Below are 20,643 nucleotides of genomic sequence, written 5' to 3' on the forward strand. Positions count from 1 at the left end.
CTTTTGGGTACTTTTCTTTGGCGAAGCAAAGAAGAAGTACCTCGCCCGCCGGGGCGAACTCCCGGCCGGGGATGCCAGTGGCGCCAACAAGCACAAATAAGCTACAAGCCAAATCGACCGCCGGCGCACAAGATAACTACGCAAACAGCTGCGATTTCAGTAGCAAATGAACCGGGCGACCAGAAGGCGTAGACAGCCTAAACCTGCACCACCAGCCCCGTGCGGGCGGCTTCCGCAATGGCTTCGGTCACGCGCAGGTTCTGCACGCCGTCGCGGGCACTGACCAGGGGGGCGGCTTTGCCTTCTATGACGTCGGCGAAGTGGTTCATTTGGTGCTTCAGCGGGTCGTCGCGCACCATGCCGATAGTGCCTACCTCAAACTCTTTCCACCACGAACGGTCTTCGGGGCGGGGGTAGGTTTTGATGCGCATGGTGGGTACGGCCAGGCTGCCCTGGGTGCCGGCGATGTGGTAACAGTCTTCGTCGGTGTAGGTGGTGTAGGCCTTGTTTTCCTGGCTGGTTTGCTCCCAACTGCGGGCGCTGGCGGCGGTGTCGGACAGCATGAAGCTGCCCAGTGCGCCGTTGGCAAAGCGCAGGTTGATGGCCACCGTGTCTTCCACCGCGAAGCCGCGCGTGGCGTTGCTGGCAAAGGCCTGCACGGCGCTGATGTCGCCGCACAGCATGCGCAGGTTGTGCACCTCGTGGATCAGGTTGATGAGAATGGGGCCACCGCCGACCTGGGTGCGCCAGGGGCCGTTGGCAAAGTAGTCGTCGGGCTTGTAAAACTGGGCGCTGCCGGTCACGCTGACCAGGCGGCCCAGTTGGCCGCTGTCCACCACCTGCTTGGCCTTGGCCATGATGGGGCTGTGGGCGCGGTGGTGGCCTATGAGCACGCGGGCCTGCGTGTCTTCCACCACTTTTTGCAGCTGCAGCCCTTCGGCCAGGGTGGTGGCAATGGGCTTTTCCAGCAGGATGGGCATGCCGGCGGCGATGCATTCCAGCGCCTGCGGCACGTGCAGGTGGTTGGGCGTGGCCAGCAGCACGCCGTCGGGCCGGGCCTGGGCCAGCAGATCGGCCAGCGAGGTGAACAGCGGCACGCCGGCTTGCGTGGCGATGGCGACTGCGCCGGGCGAAGGGTCCACGATGGCCGACAGCACGCAGCGCGGGCTGCGCGCCAGCACGGCGATATGGGCCATGCCGATCATGCCGGCGCCGGCCACTGCGATACGGAGCTTGGGGGAAGAAGTCATGCTGCCTCTGGTGTGGGAATGCGGCATGCTACTCACAACCCATCTATTTGTAATTAGCGCAGAACATGATTCACAATTAACGAATGGTGAATAATCAATGGTGAATATGCAGTGGGAGCTCATCGACCTGCGGGTTTTCTGCTGCGTGGCCCGGCGCAGTAGCTTCAATGCCGCGGCGGTGGAGCTGGGCATTTCCCCTGCCTATGTGAGCAAACGCGTGGCTGGGCTGGAGCAGGCCCTGGGGCTGGCGCTGTTCCACCGCACCACGCGGCGGGTATCGATCACCGATGAAGGTGAGACGGCGCTGCTGTGGGCGCGCAAGGTGCTGGACACGGCCGACAGCCTGACGCAGGAGGTGGGCCGCACCCGGACCACGCCCTCGGGCACGCTGCGTATCAGCACCAGCCTGCGCCTGGGCCGCAACCATGTGGGCCACATCCTGGCGCAACTCAAGCGCCTGTACCCGGCGCTGGACATCTGGCTGGAGCTGGTAGACCGCCGGGTCGACGTGTTGGGCGAAGGCTTTGACGTCGACATCCGCGTGGGCGACATCAGCGAACCCTATCTGGTGGCGCACCCTGTGGCCAACAGCGTGCGCGTGCTGTGCGCCGCGCCCAGTTACCTGGCGCGGCGCGGCACACCCAAGACATTGGCCGATTTGGCGCAGCACGACTGCCTGCTGTTCCGCGACCGCGACCAGGCTTACGGCGTGTGGCGGCTGCAGGGCCCGCAGGGCGCAGAGTCGGTCAAGGTGACCAGCACCCTGGGGTCCAACCACAGCGATGCGGTGCACAACTGGGCCGTCGACGGGCATGGCATCGTGTTGCTCTCCAGCTGGGATGTGGCTAGCCGGCTGCGCGACGGCAGCATGCAGCGCGTGCTACCGGCCTACCACCAGCAAGCGAATGTGTGGGCGGTGACGGCGACGCGGTTGGGCAATTCAGCCAAGCTGAAGGTCTGCGTGGACTATCTGGTGCAGCAGCTGCAGCAGGGGGCGTTTGCGTTGGAGGTGTTTGGGGCTTGAGGCTGCTGCTCAATACAGCCGTATCGCCATGTCGAAGTACCAGGTGCGGCGGATTTCGATCACGTCGAACTCGCGGGCCAGGGCAGGTTGGAAGGCCTGGTAGTTCGCCTGGCCGTAGATGATGCGGCGGATCGCCTCGTCGATGGCCGGCACGCCGCTGGAGATGACAAAGCTTACCGACTCCACCGAGCCATCGCTTCGAACGGCCACCAGCACCAAGGGATCGGCATGGGGTTGCTTGACGACTTGGCGGACTGCTGCGTCATAGGTCATGTTGAGCTCGATTTTGCGGGTCCAGGCTTCTGCGTAGCGCACCATTTCCTCGTTGGCATCGCTGCGGCCGAAGATGCGGCCTCGGCGCGCGCTACTCCAGGACGATGGCAAGGAAGAGGATGCGCGTGCGGCATCTGCAGCCGCGCGCTTATCGGCTTCTTCGTTCAGCTGCCGTCCTATGGCTTTGAGTTTTTCTTCGCGTTGTTCGGCCGCCAGGCGTTTTGCCTCTTGCTTGGCGGTCTCGGCCTGCGCGGCTTCCTGGCGGGCTGCGTTCTGGCGGTCGGCTTCAGCCTTTGCTGAGTTAGCGGCGTTGGCCGCTTCCTGCTGGGCAGCTTCTTGGCGCGCCGCCGCCTGCTTCGCGGCTTCCTGCCGTTCTGCCTCTTGCTTTGCGGCTCCGGCCCTTGCCGCTTCTTGCTGCGCCGCTTGGCGTTCTGCCTCGCGTCGCGAGCCTTCTGCTTTGGCGGCCTCCTGGCGTGCAGTTTCCTGCTTGGCCGCTTCGGTACGTGCTGTCTCTTGTTTGGCTGCCTCGGTCCTTGCCGCCTCCTGGCGCGCGGCAGCTTGGCGTTCGGCCTCGGCGCGGGCGGTTTTGGCCGCTTCCTGCTGGGCGGCCTCTTGCTTTGCCGCGTCCAGGCGCTCGGTTTCCCGCCGTGCGGCTTCTACCTTGGCGGCATCCAGGCGGGCCGCCTCTTGCTTGGCAGCCTCGGCCCGGGCGGCTTCTTGCCGGGCTGCGGCTTGGCGCTCGGCTTCCCGCCGCGCAGCTTCAACCTTGGCGGCTTCCAGGTGTTCGGCTTCTGCCTTGGCAGCGGCCTGGCGTTCTGCCTCCCGGCGCGCGGCTTCGATCCTGGCTGCCTCTTGGCGCGCGGCCGCCTGCTTGGCGGCTTCCATGCGCTCGGTTTCTTGCTTGGCTGCTTCGGCCCGCGCAGCCTCCAGGCGTGCAACTTCCTGGTGTGCAGCGGTTTGGCGTTCGGCTTCGGCGCGTGCCGCCTTGGCGGCATTTGCGACCTCTTGTTGGGCTGCCTCTAGCCGTGCGGCGGCTTGTTTGGCTGCCTCCAGTCGTTCGGTTTCCTGCTTGGCGGCCTCGGTCCTGGCCGTTTCTAGCCGCGCAGTATCCTGGCGTGCGCTGGCCTGGCGCTCGGCCTCTTGGCGTTCACGCTCGTGCTTGGCAGCTTCGACTCGGGCGGTTTCCAAGCGCTCGGCTTCGGCGCGGGCGACGGTCAGGACCTGTTGTTGCGCCTCGGCCTGCCGTACGGCCTCGGCCTGTGCGGCTTCCTGGCGGCTGGTTTCTTGCCGTAGCGTCTCCTGGCGCGTGGCTTCGACCCGGGCCGTTTCCTGGCGGAGGGCGTCTTGGCGCAAGCTCTCTTGGCGTTCTGCTTCCTGCCTGGTCGTTTTTGCGCGCGCGGCTTGGGCCTCGTCCTGTTGTGTCTGCTGTGTCGCTGCGAGGGCGGCGGCTTGTTGCGCAGCCTTCAGGCGTGCGACTTCTGCGCGGGCCGCCTCCAGGCGAGCTGTGGCTTGACGCTCGGCTTCCTTTTGCCGTGCCTCCTGTCGAAGGGCTTCGGCTACCGCAGCGGCCTGGCGGGCAGCTTCTTGCCGGGCTAGCTGGGCGGCTTCCTGCTGCTTGGCCTTCAGGTGTTCCGCCTCTTGCTGCACCGTCTCTTGTGCGGGCGTCGGCAGCGCGATCCAAGTGGCGCCGTCGGGGGGCGTCGATGCTGTTTCGATTGTGTCTGTGGGCTCGGGGGGCGGCGTGGGCTGGTTATCCGTTCGTGGGCTTTCGGCTATGGCAGCACTGCGGGCGAGTGGTGCCACGGGTGTTGTACCTGCGGGCTCTGCGGTGCTGGCCCCAGTGTCCTGTGGAGGCTCTGTGCTAGAGGGCTCCGCCGCATCGAGCACGATGCGCAGTGCCGGTACCGCGCCGCGTCGTTCTTCCCAGGGGAAACCGAAACCCGGCAGTCCGTCTTCCTGGCCGTTGAAGGTCAAGCTGAGTAGCAGCGCATGGAACAGCAAGGAAATCAGCAGGCTCATGGGTAGCCGCGCGCGCGCATGCGTGCTGGGGCCTAGCCATTGCTCATCTATTGAAATAGGTGCTGCTTCTATTGACACGTGTTGATTGGCCCTACAGCTGTGCAAGGGCTGCCGGAGATATGCTGCAGCGGTGAATGTAGCCGGTGCAGCCGGCCCAAACACGATGTTGTGGAAACTTTGCTGGTGGGTATATCCAATGAGAGGCTATTCGGCCAAGCTTCATCCATGCTTCCACAGTTCGAAATAAATCACCAATCAAAATCATGACCTCAACCATAATGGGATGCGGTTAGACATGTGATGGAGACAACGAAGGAGCCTGGACAAATGGGCATTCAAACCAGCATCCGCAGGGCGCAGTCCTGTGCTGTAGACGCGGTCGAGGCTGTGCGCGAATTCCATCAGGCCGTCGTCCAGGAAAACATTGCTCTCGTTGTTTTCTTTTGCTTTGGTACTTACGACTTGGAGTCGGTTGCCGCAGAAATGCGGCGGCTGTTTGACGGGGTTCAAGTCGTGGGGTGTACCACTGCGGGTGAAATTGGGCCCCAAGGCTACCGCGAGCGTAGCCTGAGCGGGGTGAGCTTTTCTGCCAGCGAATTCCATGCTGTCAGTGGTTGCATTGACCGCTTGCAGCAATTCACCAGTAGTACGGGATATTCCACTGTACAGACTCTGCTGCAAGCATTGGAAGCCCAGGCTCCACATGCGGACGCGAGCAACAGTTTTGCCTTTATGCTGATTGATGGTATGTCGGCACGTGAGGAGCTTGTGACCCATACATTGCAGAGGGCCCTGGGTGATATTGCGTTGGTTGGCGGTTCTACAGGCAATAACCTCAAATTCCGCAACACGCATGTTTATTTTCAGGGTCAGTTTTATTTGGATAGCTCGGTGTTGGTGTTGGTAAATACGCGGCTGCCGTTCAAGCTATTCAAGACGCAGCACTTTGTCGCTACCGACGAAAGAATGGTGGTCACCGAGGCCGACCCCGCGCGTCGCTTGGTGATGGAGATCAACGGTTTGCCAGCGGCACAGGAATATGCCCGCATGTTAGGGATTGATGCGAATGACCTAACTTCCGCCTGCTTTGCCGCCAACCCTGTGGTGGTGGTGATCAATGGAGCAAACTACGTGCGCTCCATCCAGAAAGCAAATCCCGATGGCAGTCTGACCTTCTTTTGCGCCATAGAAAGTGGCCTTGTGCTACGAACGGCGAAGGGCATAGATATCGAGGAAAACCTCAAGCAAGCCTTTGCGCGGGTACGCAGCCAAATCGGTCCACCGCAACTGGTTCTGGGTTTCGACTGCATATGGCGCAGACTTGAAATGTCACACCAACAGAAAGATCGCATCAACGAAGTCCTGGTGGACAACCATGTCATCGGCTTCAATACCTATGGTGAGCAATACCATGGTGTGCATGTCACCCAAACTTTTGTCGGTATTGCCATTGGCGCCAATGAGCATGGGAGCACCGATGCCTGACCAAGTGGCAACGCAGACGGGCTCTGGCGACGATGCCTTGAGGGGGGAAATTGCGCGCCTGAACAAAATCATCCGTGCGTTGATGGACCGTGCGGAACGTAGTGCCAGCACGCTTGGCTCCGACTACGGCTTGTTTCAGAACACCGTCATGCTGGAGGAATTGGTGCATAGCCGGACGCAGGAACTGGAGCTTGCCTTACGTGAAAATGAGAAGATCAATCGCGCCCTGCGAGTGTCGGAGACACTATTTCGTGGTTTAGCAAACATGTCTTTGGTGGGCATTGTCATTGTCGAGGACGGAGTCATCAGCTATGCCAATGCCAAGTTCGCTGAAATTTTTGGCTATTCAGAAGACGAGGTTGTGGGATTGGCCCCCACGAACTTTGTGGTCGAACAAGACCGCCCTTTGGTTGCAGAAAACGTTCGGAAACGGCAGTGTGGAGAAGTTGACCGTGTTCACTACACATTCCGTGGCTTGCGCAAGGACGGAGTTGAAATAATTGTCGAAAACCATGGCAGTGGGATGGATGTTGGAGGGAAACGGCAGCTCATCAGCGTGCTCATGGACATCAGCGAACGAACCCGTGCTGAAAGCAATCTTCGGGCTTTGCAGGAGGAGTTACGCGAGCTGGCCATTCATGATCCTCTGACCGGTCTATATAACCGCCGCTACCTGGAGACAGCCTTGGAACGTGAACTTGTCGCGGCCCGGCGCCATGCGTATTCCGTCAGCGTGGTCATGGGAGACCTAGACCATTTCAAGCGTGTCAATGACCAGTATGGACATTTGGCGGGTGACGAGGTGCTGAGGATCTTCGGCAATTTGATGAAGCAACATGCTCGGGGTAGCGATATTTATTGTCGATACGGCGGGGAAGAGTTTTTGCTGGTCATGCCAAATACGGCGCAGGGTTCCGCAGTAGATAGAGCCGAGCAACTGCGCGGTGCGATGGCAGGTGCGCCAGTACTTTATGCCGATTCTCTGATTGAAGTCACTGCTTCATTTGGAGTCGCCACGTTTCCCCGCGATGGTGACAGCGGCGAAGCTTTAGTGGGTGCCGCTGACCGAGCGTTGTATGCGGCCAAGGCGGCCGGCCGCAATTGCGTCATGGTCGCGGACAAAGAGGATTAGCCAGCCCCCTCTCAAGGGTTGTTTTGTCTGTAGCCTGCCTAGGATCTTCAGAGTGGCGCTGCCAGGCTGGCGAGAGGTGCGTATTGTTGCTACGCAGCGGCCGTCCATTCGCCCAGAACGAATGGGTTATGTAGAGGCCGATTTAGCGCCCAAGCTCAGGCCACCCAACCCAGCAGATGGTGCATGGCCCACAGCAGGCTGCTGATGGTGAAAAACGAGCTGACGGTTGCCACCAGCAGGGCGGCGGCGGTGAAGCCTTCCAGCCCGTATTTCTGCGCGACCACCGGGTAGATGCTGAGCATGGGCATGGCGGCGAACAGCACGGCGGCGATGCGCAGCTCGGGCGCCACAACCAGCCCGGCGGGCAGCAGCCACAGCATGGTGAATACGGCCAGCGGGTGCAGCAACAGCTTGCCGCAGGCCACCCAGGCCAGGTCGCGGCGCACACCGGCCAGCTTCAAACCGACCAGGCTGCCGCCGATGACGAACAGCGCCACCGGGCTGGAGGCGGTGGCCACGATTTGCACGGTTTGCGCCAGCACGGCGGGCAGTTGCAGGCCCAAAAGCGAGAAGCAAAAGCCGGCCAGTATGGCCAGCACCAAGGGGTTTTTCAGCAGGTTGCGCAGGCTGTTCAGCAGGGTGTGGTGCCAGCGCTGGGCGGCGTCCTGGCCTTCGTTGTCGGCCATGGCGAAGCACAGGGGCAGCACCAGCAGGTTCTCGACCAGCATGGTCAGGGCCAGGGCCACGCCTGCCGTGGGGCCCAGCAGCTGCAGCACGATGGGGTAGCCCACAAAGCCGCTGTTGGATGCTGCCATGCCCAGGCTTTGCATGGTGGCCAGCGGCATGCTTTGGCGGCGCAGCCGCAGCCCGACCAGCATGCCGATCAGCACTACGGTCAGTGAGCCGGCGGCGTAGGCCAGCAGGTAGGGGCCGTTGAGCACTTCGCCCAGCGGGCGCTTGGACAGGGCGTTGAAGATCAGCGCCGGCAGGCAGAAGTTGACGACGAAGCGGCCCAGCACCCGCATATCGGGCTTGTTGAACAGGCCAAAGCGCACAGAGAGGAAACCCGCTGCGATGATCAGGTAGATCGGCGTGGTGATGGCCAGGATTTGCAGCATGCTTGGGGTGATGTGGCGGTAGGGGACGTACGGGCCGGGACTGTCAAACTGTCAAAAATAGACAGACCCAGCCTGTGCAGGGGCGTAGCTTCAGTACTTCAGCGTGGCGACTTCGCGCAGCACCTCGGCCGTGGTGCTGGGCAGGCCGAAGAATTCCAGATAGGCCGGGATCTGCTCGAACAGCATGTCCGTGCCCACCTGCACCCGGCAGCCACGTGTCTGCGCAGCGGCCAGGAAGGCGGTGGTCTCGGCCTTCATCACCACTTCGCCCACAAAGGCGGTGGGGGCGATACGGTCTACGTCCATGGGCAGCGGGTCGCCCTCGTTCATGCCCATGGGCGTGGCGTTGACCACCAGGTCGCAGCCGGCTGGGTCGTTGGAGCCGGTTTCCACCAGCAAGGCGGGGTAGTGCTGGCGCAGGCGGCTGGCCAGGCCTTCCATGGACGGTGTGTAGGCGTCGAACAGCTGCAGCGTGCTGACGCCGGCTGCCGCCAGCGAGGCCGCGATGGCCGAGCCCACGCCGCCGCACCCTACCACCAGGGCGCGTATGCCGGTCAGGTTCTGGCCCTTGCGCAGCACGCCGCGCACAAAGCCTTCACCATCGAACATATCGCCGATCAGGCGGCCGTCTTCGGTGCGGCGCACGGCGTTGCAGGCGCCGGCGATTTGCGCCGTAGGCGAGACCTCGTCCAGCAGGCCGGCGGTGGTGACCTTATGCGGCATGGTGATCAGCGCGCCACGGATGTTCTGCAGGCTGAACACGGCACGCAGGAAGGTGGGGTAGTCCTCGGTCTTGCAGCCCATGGGCACGACCACGGCGTCAATGCCGGCCTGGTCGAAATAGGGGTTGTAGATCATCGGCGCCTTGAAGGCGTGGGTAGGGAAGCCGATGTGGGCGATGAGCTCGGTTTTGCCGGTAATCATGGTGCGTCCTCAGGCCTTCTGCGCTGCCTGTGCAGCAGACACGCCAGCGCGCAGGCCCAGCAGATAGCTCTCGGCGCCAAAGCCGCAGATCTGGCCCTTGACGATTTCACCGAACACCGAGTGGTGGCGGAATTCCTCGCGGGCGTGGATGTTGGACATATGCACCTCGATGATGGGGCAGGGCAGGATGGCTAGCGCATCGCGGATGCCGTAGCTGTAGTGCGTCCAGGCGCCGGCGTTGATCAGCACCGCGTCCACCTTGTCGGCGTAGGCCTGGTGGATGCGTTCGCACATGGCGCCTTCGTGGTTGGTCTGGAAATGCTCCACCGTGGCGTCCAACTCCTGGCCCAGGGCCACCAGGCTGGTGTTGATCTGGTCCAGCGTGGTGGTGCCGTATTGCTTGGGATCGCGTTTGCCAAACATGTTCAGGTTGACGCCGTGGAGTACGAGGATGCGCATGGGAGTTCCTTGGGTTGAGGGGCCGGTCGGGCGGAGGTGGATGCGGGTGTTGAACCCTGCATGTTATCGCTAGAATGACCAAAAATGTACTAAATGGTTCATTTTCAAAATAAAGGGTTTTCCCTGGGTTCTCTCCAAGTTTCCAGGCCAACCCCGCCACACACTGTCCGGTGAAGGAGATGACTTATGACTACAAGCCCCGCCAACCCGTTTGCCCAGCCCAAGGTGGACTGCCATGTGCATGTATTCGACCCGGCGCGCTTTCCCTTTCAGCCCGACACCGCCTACCGGCCGTCCGGCCAGGAGCTGGCCACGGCCGAGCAGTTGGACGCTGTGCTGGACGCGCACGGCGTGCAGCATGCGGTGCTGGTCGGTCCCAACTCCGGCTACGGCCTGGACAACCGTTGCCTGCTGGACGCGTTGGCCCGGGGCCAGGGCCGCTACAAGGGCGTGGTGGTGGTGCGCAGCGACGCCAGCCTGGGTGAGTTGCAAGACCTGCAGGCCCAGGGCGTGGTCGGCGTGGCCTTCAACCCGGCGCTGCTGGGGGTGGACTTCTACCAGGGCATAGGTCCCTTGCTGGAGCGTTTGCGCTCGCTCGGTCTGTGGGCCCAGGTGCAGGTGCAGCAGGACCAGCTGGTAGCGCTCAAGCCCATGCTGGTGGACAGCGGCGCGCGCCTGCTGTTTGACCATTGCGGCCGGCCCAACCCGGCGGCGGGCGTGGGCCAGGCCGGATTTCAGGCCTTGCTGGGCCTAGCCGAAACGGGCCGCGCCTGCGTGAAGCTTTCCAGCCTGGTGAAAAGCTCGGGCCAGGCCTTTCCGCATGCGGACATGTGGCCGTTTGTGCAGGCGCTGCTGCAGGCCTATACGCCGCAGTCCCTGGTCTGGGCCTCGGACTGGCCGTTTCTGCGGGCCCCGGCGCGGGTGGACTACGGCCCCTTGTTGGCCCTGTTCGACAAGCTGGTGCCCGACGCGGCGGCGCGCCAGGCGCTGATGTGGGACACGCCCCGCCGCCTGTTGGGCTGGGACGCAAGCGCTGGCTAATTCGCAGCGGTGGGCGGTAGCCGTAACGCGGCTTCCTCGTAGCCGCCTACAAAGCTGTCGGGGCCGTTGTCCAGGTTACGGTTTACCAGGCGGCGCGCATACATGGGGTGGCGCATGCTGCGCACCTCGTGCTCCAGCGTGGCCAGCACGCGGCCAGTGTCCAGGTCAATGATGTCCTGGAAGCGGTACTGGCTCTGGTCGCTTTCCTCCGTCACCAGGCCGCGCGCCAGCAGGCGGCGGTGCACCCCTGAAAAATCCGCCACGCTGATCTGCACATGGTGGCCGTCGTAAGGCGGCAGGGTGCGCGTGGTTTCGCGGAACACCAGGCTCTCGGCCAGACCGATGGGAATGCGCACAAAGTTGCCGTCCGCATCCGTGCCCAGCGTCGCCGGCGCGGCCAGCACCTCGGTGTAGAAGCGAGCAATGCCGGCCACAGTGCCAGGTGCGCAGTCCACCTCCACATAGGGCATGCCCAAGCGCAGCGGGCCGAAGCGCGCCGGGTCCGGGGCGTGCACGCGGATACGGTTGCCCCAGGGGCAGACCGTGTCCACCACATCGCCGTGCTGTTCAAAGCGGAACTGCGTGCCCTGCAGCAGCGGGGCCACGGCCTGCAGCCGCTGCACCAGGCTGTCCAGCTCCGGCAGCACCAGGCCAACCACGCCACGCAGCACCTCGGGCTTGCCCACCGGCAGATGGAACTGGCAGCTGCCCACGTTCATCCAGGCATTGCTGATGCCGGTGCGCTGGTAGGGGTCGCGGGTCAGGCCCAGGCCCATGGCGTAGAAGATGATGGCCTGCTGCTGGTTGGCCACGCGCACATTCACGTGGCCAAACTCGACGATATTGCCCACGTCTTCGGTGGTACGGTTGTAGGTAATGCTCATGGTGGGGCGCTTGGATGGAAGGACACGCATTTTGGCAGTGTTTGCGTGCCGCCGTGTGGTCCGGGCTTTTATATGAAATGAGGCTCTGGCGCAGGTACTAGCTACGCAAGAAGCTATGTTTTGTGTAGCGGTGGCTATGGCCTGGTGCTATGGATTCAGTAGCTACTGGCGCAGGTATTTTCTGCGCCAGCGGCACTTTTCTTGTAAATACTAAGGCCGTGCTCCGGCCTGCTGAAAGAAGCGTACGCGCTCGGCATCGGGCGGGTGGGACGCGAAGGCAATGCCCAGCCAGTTGTCTACATCGTCCTGGTCGGTTTCTTTGCCGTCGGCGCTTTTCTTCTGGTTGCGGGCGGCGGTCAGCTGGTCGAACAGCGTGACCATGCTGGCCGGCGGTATGCCTGCGGCCTGCAGCAAGCGGACGGCGGCGATGTCGGCCTCGTGCTCGGCGCTGCGCGAGTAGTGGGCCTGGCCCAGCAGGGCGGTGGTGCCCGCCAGCAGGCTGCTGAAGTCGCCCAGCAGCAGCGAACCCACGGTGCCCAAGAGTGTGGTTTGCACCAGCATGCGCACGCCGTCGCGGTGTTGCAGATGGCCCATCTCGTGGCCCAGCACGGCCGTCAATACATCGGTATCGCGGCTCACCAGGTAGACCAGTTCGTCGGTCATGATGATGGTGCCGCCCGGCAGGGCCAGCGCGTTGGGGCCGATGCGGCTGGAGCGGAACACCAACTGCCATTCAGGCACATCCTCGGCCGGCAGATGGGCCACGGCCTGCGCAAATGCAGCTTGCACGCGCGCCTGCTCGGCCAGCGGCAATTGGCTGGGTCGCATCAGCTGCGTATCCATCGTGTGCAGCGTGACCTCGCCCAGGCCGATGTCCACGCTGTGCGGTAGCACCAGCAGCGAAGCCTGCGCGGCCAGGGGCAGGCCCCAGATGTGTAGTGCGCCCAGCAACGCTAGTAGTGTGAGCAGGCTGGCGACTACGCCGCGCCAGCTTTGCTGTAGGCGTACGGTCAGCGATTCGGTCAGGCCTTGTTGTCGGCTCCAGGCATCCCAGGCGGCGGAGTCGGCGCAGTGCAGCTCGCCGCCTTCGGCCAGCTGGGTGACGCGCATGCCGTGGCGGGTGCGCTCGGGCCAGCGCACGCCGGCCAGCGCAAGGCTGCGCTGGATGCCGTCGCCCTGGATGTGCAGCTTGCCATCGGCCACCAGCAACGTGACCGGGTGGGCGCGGGCGTGGATGCCGTCGAAGTAGTCTGCCTGCATACGGCTACAGCCCGATGTCTATGCCCAGAAAGTCGCCCGCTGCATCGCCCACCGCCGCGCTGCCGCTGCCGACGCGGTGGCCGACCAGGGTGTCCGGCTCAATGCGGCTGCTGATGCTGGCGGCTTGCAGCCGCATGCGGGTCATGGCCACGGCCGCAAACGGCCAGTAAAACCCGAGAGTGATCAGCACCAGCAGCCAATTCTTCAGCGTGAGCCAGAACATGGGCTTGAAGCGTAGATCGCTGTGAAACTGCAGGTCGTCATTGCCGGTGTGGTTCCACACCAGGTTTTGCGAGCGGGCGACGGCATAGGGCTTGATGGCGATCAAGAGTCCCAGCATCAACAGCAAAGGTAGCAGGCCGATCAAGGCTGCCTGGAAAGGTCCTTTGTTGAAGTGTGGCTTGGTGGCGAAGAACACCGCCACGCCGATCAATGGCAGTGCTAAGGCCGCCAGCATGCCCCAGCCAAACATCTTGCCGCCCAGCTTGTAGAAAGCACCAGCGGTAGCGCTGAAACGGGTTTGCAATTGGGCCAGAGCGTAGTGCGCGTGCTGGTACTGCTTGAATTTCCAGAACGACCAAGGACACATCAGCAAGGTCAATAGAGCCAGTCCCAACATGCTGAAACCTATCCATAAAGGTGGTTTATCGGAGTCTACTTCCGGGGCAAACACCGTCAAACCCAGGATCAATATGGTGGGTACATACAGCGGCAGCACAGCCCGGTAGGCATCTGGCATGTTCCCTTTGAACTGAAAGCGCAGGCCGCGCCAGCTGGTATTGGCCAGGCGGAACTGCAGCGAAGCCCGCAGCAGCGCGGGCATGACGGCCGCCAGCAGCAGCAGGGCTACCAGCCCGGCCACTTGCGAGAAGCGGCCAGCCACCGAATACAGGCCAAACAACACGGCCACCAGCAGCGTTCCTTTGAGCATTTTCTTGGGGTTACCGTGAAAGTCCAGCGCTGCACCGTCCACCAGCGTGTTGCCATAGAAGTAGCGCAGGCGCCGCACCTTGGCCCAGGGGTAGTACAGGCCCAGCGTGACCAGGGTGAGCAGCAGGTTGACGATCCAGATGCGCAGGTATTCGCTGCCGGAGCCGGTGAAGGCGATGCGCAGCTGGCGTGGTTCGGGCGCTGGCGGCAATGTGGAGTGGGGATCGAAGGACGATTCGATGGTTGAAGTCATGGAGGACGCTTACGTTTGGATACGTTCAATGTAGCGTCGAAATGCCTGCTCTTTACATTTCATTCATACAAATGAATGAGGTTCCAGCGCAGTAGCTGCCTGCGTAAGCTGCTATCAAAATTGGATGGCCAGGCCCTGGTCGGGCCATAACAGTGCGAGCAGGTCCGTCATGCCCACGTCCACGCCCTGCTGCGATAGCAGGGGGGGGGCTGGCCTCGGTGGTGGGGCCGGCAGTTGAAGAAATGCGTCAGAGGGCTGTTTTTAACGTCCGTAAATGGCCGTCAGCCGGGTCTGCGCAATGGTGTTGGCGTGCAGCATGTAGCCGACCATGGCTGCGCTGGCGTCGGCGGGTAGGTCGATGTGCGGAACCTTCAGCGCGTGCAGCATGAAGATGTAACGGTGTGGCTTGTCGCCGGGGGGCGGACAGGCTCCGCCGTAGCCTGGTGTGCCGAAATCGGTGCGACCCTGTACCGCGCCCGCTGGCAAGGCTATCTGGCTGCTGCCGACCTGGGCGGGCAAACCGGTGGTGCCGGCGGGTAGGTTATAGACGACCCAGTGCCACCAGCCGGAGCCGCTGGGGGCGTCTGGGTCGTACATGGTCAGCGCCAGGCTTTGGGTGCCGGGCGGCACTCCTTGCCATTGCAGCGCGGGCGACTGGTTGCCGCCGCTGCAGCCAAAGCCTTGCAGTACCTGGGCATCTGGCAGGCTGCGACCCTCGGCGATGTCGGGGCTGGTCAGCGTGAAGGGGGTTGCCTGCGCGGCGAGGCTGGCTAGGAATAGTGCGGCTGCGGCGGCCTGCGGGATTAGACGGGGGAACATGGAACTCCTTGTGAAAACAAGGTGCTACTGTGGCCCGGGGTAGGCTAACTCTTTAGCCAGAATCGCGCAGCCGCTATGCCGTTTCGCGCAACACCGAGGGCGCGAAGCCGAAGCGAGCCTTGAAGGCCGCACTGAACCGGCTGTGCGACCCATAGCCGCATTGTTGGGCGATATCGCCCACTGGCAGTTCGCTGGACTGCAGCAGGTCCAGAGCTGCCTCCAACCGGGCTTCGCGCACGGTGGCGGCAATGCTGGTTCCTTCCGTGGCCAGGTGGCGGGCCAGCGTGCTGGGGCTGGTGTGCAGGGCGTGGGCAACCGCCTTGGCGCACCAGTCGGCGTGTAGCCGCCCTGCGATGATGCGGCGGACCCGGTCTGCCATACCCAAGCGGTTGTTCTGTGGGAACACCCAGCCCCGCTCGGCCAGCATCATGAGTACCTCGGTCACGCGGTGGCGGCGTACGGCCGCCGACAGCCGGCTGGTTTCGGCCAGCGCATCCGCGGCGGCCCGTAGCGATTGGCCCAGGCTGTCATCCACCGCCAGTACCTGGGCCAGAACGGCGTGCGCGCCACCTGCCAGGGCCGGATAGCGCTGGTGGAAGTCGGCCGCCATTTCCGGCTCTATGTGCAGCACGCAGGCCTGGTAGCGTGGCCGGGTGGTGGGGCCGTTCGCCACATCCCAGGTGCTATTCCTGGCGACCATCAGCAGATGACCTGCGTCGCAACGGTAGCTGCCGCGCGCGTGGTGGATGGTCTTGCTGCCGGATTGCACCCACACCAGCAGATCGGTATGCAGGGTTAGGGTGGCGACACGGTGCCCGGTCTGTTCATATAGCTGGCAGGCCGCGCCTATGCTGTGCAGGGCATCATCCGGGGTGGCTGGGGCGGCGGTTTGGAGGGACATGGGGCTAGTGTGGTGTTGCGCGCTATCTGGAACATAAAGCTGCGTCTTTTTACCCATAATGTCGTTGCAAATCCGCGCCATAGCGGAGCTATGGTTGTGGTTTGCGCCTAATCCTGGTCAAAAATCCATCGACTTTATTCATTCCATCAAGCACGCAACACCACACTAGGACTCTAGCGCAATCCGTGCGGCGCGCCACAATCGTCGGCAGTCCCTGTCCGTTCCCTTCTGGAGTTGTATGCCGACCACCCCGCACAGTTCCACCCTTGGTGTCCCGCCTTTGCATATTCTGCTTACGGGTGGCACCGGCTTTCTTGGCCAGGCGCTGTGCCGTGCGCTGTTGCTACAGGGCCATAGGCTCACGTTGTGGGTGCGCAATGCCGAAAAGGCCGAAGCCTTGTTTGGCACTGCGGTGCGCCATGTGACCAGGCTGGCCGACGTGGCGCCGGGCGATATGCCGGAGGTGCTGCTGAACTTCTCGGGCGAGCCCATATTGGGCCCGCGCTGGTCGCCGCAGCGCAAGCAGCAGCTGCATGCCAGCCGCAGCGGTGTGACCCAGGCCCTGGTGGATTGGGTCGCGGCCTCGGCGCGCAAGCCGCGCCTGCTGCTGAGTGCTTCGGCCATTGGTTACTACGGCATACAGGCGCGGGGCGACATGGCTGCGCTGGGCGAAGACGCGCCGCCGCAGCCCATCTTCATGTCCGAGTTGTGTCAGCGCTGGGAGCACACGGCACAGGGCATGGCCGCCCACGGCGTGGCCGAGGTCTGTGTGCGGCTGGGCGTGGTGCTGGGCCTGAAGGGGGCGCTGCCCGAGATGCTGCGCCCATTCCGCCTAGGGGTTGGCACGCGCATGGGCCGGGGTGACCAGGTACTGACCTGGGTGCATCTGGACGATGTGGTGGCCGGCGTGTTGCATCTGCTGGCCCAGCTCCACCAGTCGCCCCATACTCCCTACAGGCCGCCCAGCGGGGCCTACAACCTGACCGCACCTTACCCGGTGAGCCAGCAGGAATTCACCGACACCGTCTGCCGTGTATTGCACCGCCCGCTGGCGCTGCCCGTGCCTGCCGCGTTGTTGCAGCTGGTGCTGGGCGAGCAGGCCAGCCTGTTGACCGAAGGCCAGCGCGTGGTGCCGCGGCGCCTGCTGGCAGACGGCTACCATTTCCGGTTTGAGCGCCTGGAAGCGGCGCTGCAAGATCTGGAACGCAAAAGAAAGATGTAAGCGAGATATATGGCAACTTTGGACAATGCACCCCCCGTACTCAATGACCCCGTCGATCAACTGCTGCAGATGCTGCGCGTGCCGGGGCCGCGCCGCCGCATCGTCGGCCTGGTGGGGCTGCCGGGTTCGGGCAAAAGTACCTTGGCCGACAAGCTGGTGGCGGCGGTGAATGCCGAGGCCGGTGCCGGCACGGCAGTGGTTTTAGGCATGGATGGTTTCCACCTGAGCCGGGCGACCCTGGCGCGCATGCCCGACCCGGATGCGGCCCTGGCCCGGCGTGGCTCACCCTGGACCTTTGACCCGGCCGGCCTGGCCGACCGCTTGCGCGCCGTGCGTAACGCGGCTAACGATGCATCCCCTGTGCCCTGGCCTGGTTTCGAGCACAGCGTGGGTGACCCGGCGGAAGGCGCGGTGCAGATAGGCCCCAATGTGCGCCTGGTGCTGCTGGAAGGCCTGTACCTGCTGCACCGCGAACATGGCTGGAACCTGGACGGTCTGCTGGATACCTGCTGGTACCTGGACGTACCTATGGACGTGGCATTGCAGCGCCTGGTGGCGCGACACCAGGCCGCCTGGGGTTTCAGCGTGGCCCAGGCGCAGCACCGGGTGGCGCAGAACGACCAGTTGAACGCCGAGATCGTGCTGCAGACCCGCGCGCGGGCCGACGCGCTGGTGGCCTAAAACCAGGCTCAGGCCCGGCGGCGCACCACGACCAGACCGACCAAGCCCAGGCCGATCAGGGCCAGCGAGCCGGGCTCTGGTAGCTCGACCGCCATCTGGTAGGGGCCGAAACCGGCCAGCGCCGCCGTGTCGTTGGGGCTGACGCCAAACGCCGCGCTGTAAGACGATTCACCAGCCACGCCGAGTCCGGACAAGTCGGACGAATACGACCACTGCACCGCATTCGGATCGGCTGCCGCAATCTCGATCCAGTAGGTGGTATTGGCCGCCAGGCTGTAGCCGGATGCCAGCGAGAAGCGGTAGGCTTCAAACCCGCTGGAAGAGATGCTGGCGCTGGACAGGCTGTCGAAAGTCGCCAGCAGGCTGCCCGGCGCTCCACTGTTGCTGGACAGCAGGCTGACCTGCAGGTTGGAGCTCAGGTCCGGGCCCAGGTTCATCAGCAGTGCCTGGATGCTGTTCAGCGTGCCGCCATAGGTGCCGGTGTTGAACGAGTTGGCTAGCGGGCCGGTGCCGTACACCGCATCAGAGCCGCTTTGTACAGCGTCAATGTTGTTGTAGACCACGCTGGCTTGCGCGGGCAGGGCCATGGCGAAGCACAGGCAGGCGCCAGCCGATACGGCAGCCTGGCGGAAAGACATTTTCAGTTTGGAAAACATTGTTGTTCCTGACATCAAGAAGGGCTTGAGGAGCTCAGAGCAGCGGGTCGCTGACGCCGTGCTTGCCGGTTTCCACGTGGCCGGCGCACTGGCAGACAAAGCTGGCGTCCGTGCTGGCGGTCACCACCAGGTCGTACCAGCGCGCGCTGGTCTGCAGCGTCCAATCCGAGCGGAAGCTGGCGCCGGGGGCTACCGTTTGGTGCGATGCGTTGTTCATGTACTTATCCGCCACGGTGACGCTGGTGGGCGCGGTGCCGATATTGGTGACCACCAGCGAAATGCCGCCAGTGATGGTGTCGTACACGGTTTGTACCGTCAGCTTGGCAGCCGATGCGCCTGTGCCTCCTGCAAATTTGCGGAAGAAACCGTTCGGGCCGTAGACAGACAGGTCGTAGGCGCTGGTGCCCGCAGCGGGTGTCCAGGTGTCGGCCAGGCTCTTGCCGGCTTCCACCGTATAGCTCCAGGGGCCGGTGCTGCCACCGGCCACGGTGCCGTTGGCAGTGCGTACATGGAACCAGGCACCAGCGCTGCCCGTGTTGGTGAAGCTGATACCGAAGCTTTGGCCTGCTGCATTCGCTACGCCCAGGGCCTGCAACTGGTAGGGTAGGGCGCGGGCCAGGCGGGCGCCGGGTTCTTGCGCCGGTATGGTCTGGTTGGCGGGGGGTGTGACGGCCAGATTCGGGTAGGTCTTGCCGCTGGTGACATCGCTTGCGGGCGGCACATAGGTGGATGTGCTGGGCAGGCGCGAGCTGGTGGCGCTGGCGATGGAGAAGTCCAGCGCCGAGCTCAGGTCGCCGCAGACGGTACGGCGCCAGGGCGAGATATTCGGCTCCATCACGCCAAAGCGTTTTTCGATGAACTGCACGATGGAGGTGTGGTCGAACACCTGGGAGTTGACCCAGCCGCCCTTGCTCCAGGGCGACACCACCAGCATGGGGACCCGTGCGCCCAGACCGTATGGGCCGGCGGGGTAGCTGGCCGTGCCGTTGCCGGGGTAGATTTCATTCACGGTGCTGACGGTGGATTTGCCCTGCGCGGCCGTCATGGGCGGGGTGGGCGGCACCACGTGGTCGAAGAAGCCGTCGTTCTCGTCGTAGCAGATGATCAGCACGGTGCTGGCCCAGACGGCGGGGTTGGCGGTCAGTGCGGCCAGCACATTGTTGACGTACCAGGCGCCATAGTTGGTCGGCCAGTTGGGGTGCTCGGTATAGGCCTCGGGTGCGGCAATCCAGGACACCTGGGGCAGGGTATTGTTCAGCACGTCGCTGCGCAGCTGGTCGAACAGCGTGCCGTTGTTGAAGGCGCCGTTGTTGTAGATGTTGGTGCCGCTGCGGGCACGGTCATACAGGGGCTGGCCGGGCGTGGAGTTTTGGTACTGGGTGAAGTACAGCAGCGAGTTGTCACCATAGTTGCCAATGTAGGGTTGGCCGGTCCAGCCCCAGTAGCCTTCGGCGGTCAGGCCCACGCCGATGTCCTGGTAAATCTTCCAGCTGACGCCGGCGTTTTGCAGGCGCTCGGGGTAGGTGCGCCAGTTGTAGCCGGCTTCGGCATTCGTCACCACCGGGCCGTAGGGTGCGGCGCCATTGCCGTTGCTGCCCAGAACCACGTTGCCGGGCGTGCTGCCGGTGGCGTTGCCGTCCGGTGTCAGCGTGCCGTTCTGGCCGGCCCAGCCGGTCCACAGGTAGTAGCGGTTCGGGTCGGTGGACGCCATGATCGAGCAGTGGTAGGCGTCGCACACGGTGAAGGCATCTGCCAGCGAGAAGTAGTAGGGGATGTCCGAGCGCTGCAGGTAGCTCATGGTCTTGCTGGTCTTGTTCGGAATCCACTTGTCGTAGAGGCCGTTGTTCCAGGCGCCGTGGGCGTCTTTCCAGGAGTGCGCCAGGTCGGCCAGAAACGCCATACCCAGGTCGGCGCCTGCGGGGCGGAAGGGCAGCAGCGTGGCTGGGGTTTGCGTCACGCCCGCCGAATTCACATTAGGCTGCTGAAACACCGAGTTGCCAGAGCCGTAGAGGCGCACGGCGCGCGGGTCGTTGAAGCCGCGCACGCCACGCAGCGTGCCGAAGTAGTGGTCGAACGAGCGGTTTTCCTGCATCAGCACCACGATGTGCTGTACGTCCTGGATGGTGCCGGTCACAGCGTTGGCGGGGATTGCCAAGGCCTGTTTGATGGCGTCTGGGAAGACGGTGGACAGGCCTACGCCTGCAGCGCCTCGCAGCAGCGCGCGACGGTCTATGGAAGTCATGGGGGAATCCTTCTTCTAGGGGCTGGGTTGAACGTTTGCCAAGCTGGACCCATCTTCTGCCGCGGGTGTG

Annotated in this window: 18 protein-coding genes; 6 read left to right on the forward strand and 12 right to left on the reverse strand. The window is 63.6% G+C overall.

The features are described 5' to 3' along the window. Positions 1-197 precede the first annotated feature (197 nt). Positions 198-1,250, reverse strand: a complete 1,053-nt coding sequence (locus AC07O2_RS25385; RefSeq protein WP_495234892.1) for a Gfo/Idh/MocA family protein — start codon at positions 1,248-1,250, stop codon at positions 198-200. 97 nt (positions 1,251-1,347) lie between these two features. On the opposite strand from AC07O2_RS25385, the gene AC07O2_RS25390 reads away from it, so the two are divergent. Continuing rightward, complete coding sequence (locus tag AC07O2_RS25390; protein WP_495234893.1) at positions 1,348-2,274, forward strand: LysR family transcriptional regulator; 927 nt, start codon at positions 1,348-1,350, stop codon at positions 2,272-2,274. A gap of 9 nt (positions 2,275-2,283) precedes the next feature. Here the strand turns inward: AC07O2_RS25390 and AC07O2_RS25395 are convergent, their stop codons facing one another. After that, the gene (locus tag AC07O2_RS25395; RefSeq protein ID WP_495234894.1) at positions 2,284-4,566 is read right to left on the reverse strand and encodes a coiled-coil domain-containing protein; all 2,283 of its coding nucleotides are present in this window, start codon (positions 4,564-4,566) and stop codon (positions 2,284-2,286) included. Positions 4,567-4,893: 327 nt separating this feature from the next. Between AC07O2_RS25395 and nosP the strand changes: the two genes are divergently transcribed. Beyond that, positions 4,894-6,051, forward strand: coding sequence for a nitric oxide-sensing protein NosP (gene nosP, locus AC07O2_RS25400; protein ID WP_495234895.1), 1,158 nt, complete (start codon positions 4,894-4,896; stop codon positions 6,049-6,051). Next, on the forward strand, positions 5,987-7,183 hold the full coding sequence (locus AC07O2_RS25405) for a sensor domain-containing diguanylate cyclase (RefSeq protein WP_495234896.1): 1,197 nt from the start codon (positions 5,987-5,989) through the stop codon (positions 7,181-7,183). The genes nosP and AC07O2_RS25405 overlap by 65 nt, the downstream gene beginning before the upstream one ends. A gap of 155 nt (positions 7,184-7,338) precedes the next feature. On the opposite strand, the gene AC07O2_RS25410 is transcribed toward AC07O2_RS25405, so the two are convergent. From AC07O2_RS25410 to aroQ, 3 genes are all read right to left on the reverse strand, one after another. Beyond that, a complete protein-coding gene (locus tag AC07O2_RS25410) occupies positions 7,339-8,301 on the reverse strand; it encodes an AEC family transporter (protein ID WP_495234897.1) in 963 nt (320 codons plus the stop codon). A gap of 90 nt (positions 8,302-8,391) precedes the next feature. Further along, on the reverse strand, positions 8,392-9,225 hold the full coding sequence (locus AC07O2_RS25415; protein WP_495234898.1) for a shikimate dehydrogenase family protein: 834 nt from the start codon (positions 9,223-9,225) through the stop codon (positions 8,392-8,394). A 9-nt stretch (positions 9,226-9,234) separates the two neighbouring features. Then, on the reverse strand, positions 9,235-9,684 hold the full coding sequence (aroQ, locus tag AC07O2_RS25420) for a type II 3-dehydroquinate dehydratase (protein ID WP_495234899.1): 450 nt from the start codon (positions 9,682-9,684) through the stop codon (positions 9,235-9,237). A 186-nt stretch (positions 9,685-9,870) separates the two neighbouring features. Between aroQ and AC07O2_RS25425 the strand changes: the two genes are divergently transcribed. Beyond that, entirely contained in the window at positions 9,871-10,725 is an 855-nt protein-coding gene (locus AC07O2_RS25425) for an amidohydrolase family protein (RefSeq protein WP_495234900.1), read from the forward strand. On the opposite strand, the gene AC07O2_RS25430 is transcribed toward AC07O2_RS25425, so the two are convergent. The 5 genes from AC07O2_RS25430 to AC07O2_RS25450 all read right to left on the reverse strand — a co-directional run bounded on the left by AC07O2_RS25430 (position 10,722) and on the right by AC07O2_RS25450 (position 15,772). Then, complete coding sequence (locus AC07O2_RS25430) at positions 10,722-11,609, reverse strand: VOC family protein (RefSeq protein ID WP_495234901.1); 888 nt, start codon at positions 11,607-11,609, stop codon at positions 10,722-10,724. The two genes, AC07O2_RS25425 and AC07O2_RS25430, sit on opposite strands and share 4 nt — an antisense overlap. A 210-nt stretch (positions 11,610-11,819) precedes the next feature. Beyond that, positions 11,820-12,869: a M48 family metallopeptidase gene (locus AC07O2_RS25435; RefSeq protein WP_495234902.1), complete on the reverse strand. Its 1,050-nt coding sequence runs from the start codon at positions 12,867-12,869 to the stop codon at positions 11,820-11,822. A gap of 4 nt (positions 12,870-12,873) precedes the next feature. After that, positions 12,874-14,052 (reverse strand): YjgN family protein, encoded by a 1,179-nt coding sequence (locus AC07O2_RS25440; protein WP_495234903.1) that lies wholly within the window; start codon positions 14,050-14,052, stop codon positions 12,874-12,876. 261 nt (positions 14,053-14,313) lie between these two features. Then, positions 14,314-14,871 (reverse strand): YbhB/YbcL family Raf kinase inhibitor-like protein, encoded by a 558-nt coding sequence (locus tag AC07O2_RS25445; RefSeq protein ID WP_495234904.1) that lies wholly within the window; start codon positions 14,869-14,871, stop codon positions 14,314-14,316. Positions 14,872-14,944: 73 nt separating this feature from the next. Then, the gene (locus AC07O2_RS25450; RefSeq protein WP_495234905.1) at positions 14,945-15,772 is read right to left on the reverse strand and encodes a helix-turn-helix transcriptional regulator; all 828 of its coding nucleotides are present in this window, start codon (positions 15,770-15,772) and stop codon (positions 14,945-14,947) included. A 280-nt stretch (positions 15,773-16,052) separates the two neighbouring features. On the opposite strand from AC07O2_RS25450, the gene AC07O2_RS25455 reads away from it, so the two are divergent. Beyond that, entirely contained in the window at positions 16,053-16,994 is a 942-nt protein-coding gene (locus AC07O2_RS25455) for a TIGR01777 family oxidoreductase (protein ID WP_495234906.1), read from the forward strand. 9 nt (positions 16,995-17,003) lie between these two features. Further along, positions 17,004-17,675 carry a nucleoside/nucleotide kinase family protein gene (locus AC07O2_RS25460; protein ID WP_495234907.1) on the forward strand — a complete coding sequence of 224 codons (672 nt, stop codon included), beginning with the start codon at positions 17,004-17,006 and terminating at the stop codon, positions 17,673-17,675. Positions 17,676-17,683: 8 nt separating this feature from the next. Here AC07O2_RS25460 and AC07O2_RS25465 read toward each other — a convergent pair whose 3' ends face one another. Then, the gene (locus AC07O2_RS25465; RefSeq protein WP_495234908.1) at positions 17,684-18,331 is read right to left on the reverse strand and encodes a choice-of-anchor R domain-containing protein; all 648 of its coding nucleotides are present in this window, start codon (positions 18,329-18,331) and stop codon (positions 17,684-17,686) included. A 34-nt stretch (positions 18,332-18,365) separates the two neighbouring features. Next, positions 18,366-20,573, reverse strand: a complete 2,208-nt coding sequence (locus AC07O2_RS25470; RefSeq protein ID WP_495234909.1) for a phosphocholine-specific phospholipase C — start codon at positions 20,571-20,573, stop codon at positions 18,366-18,368. Positions 20,574-20,643 lie beyond the last annotated feature (70 nt).

Source organism: Rhodoferax sp. GW821-FHT10B06 (assembly GCF_059415605.1).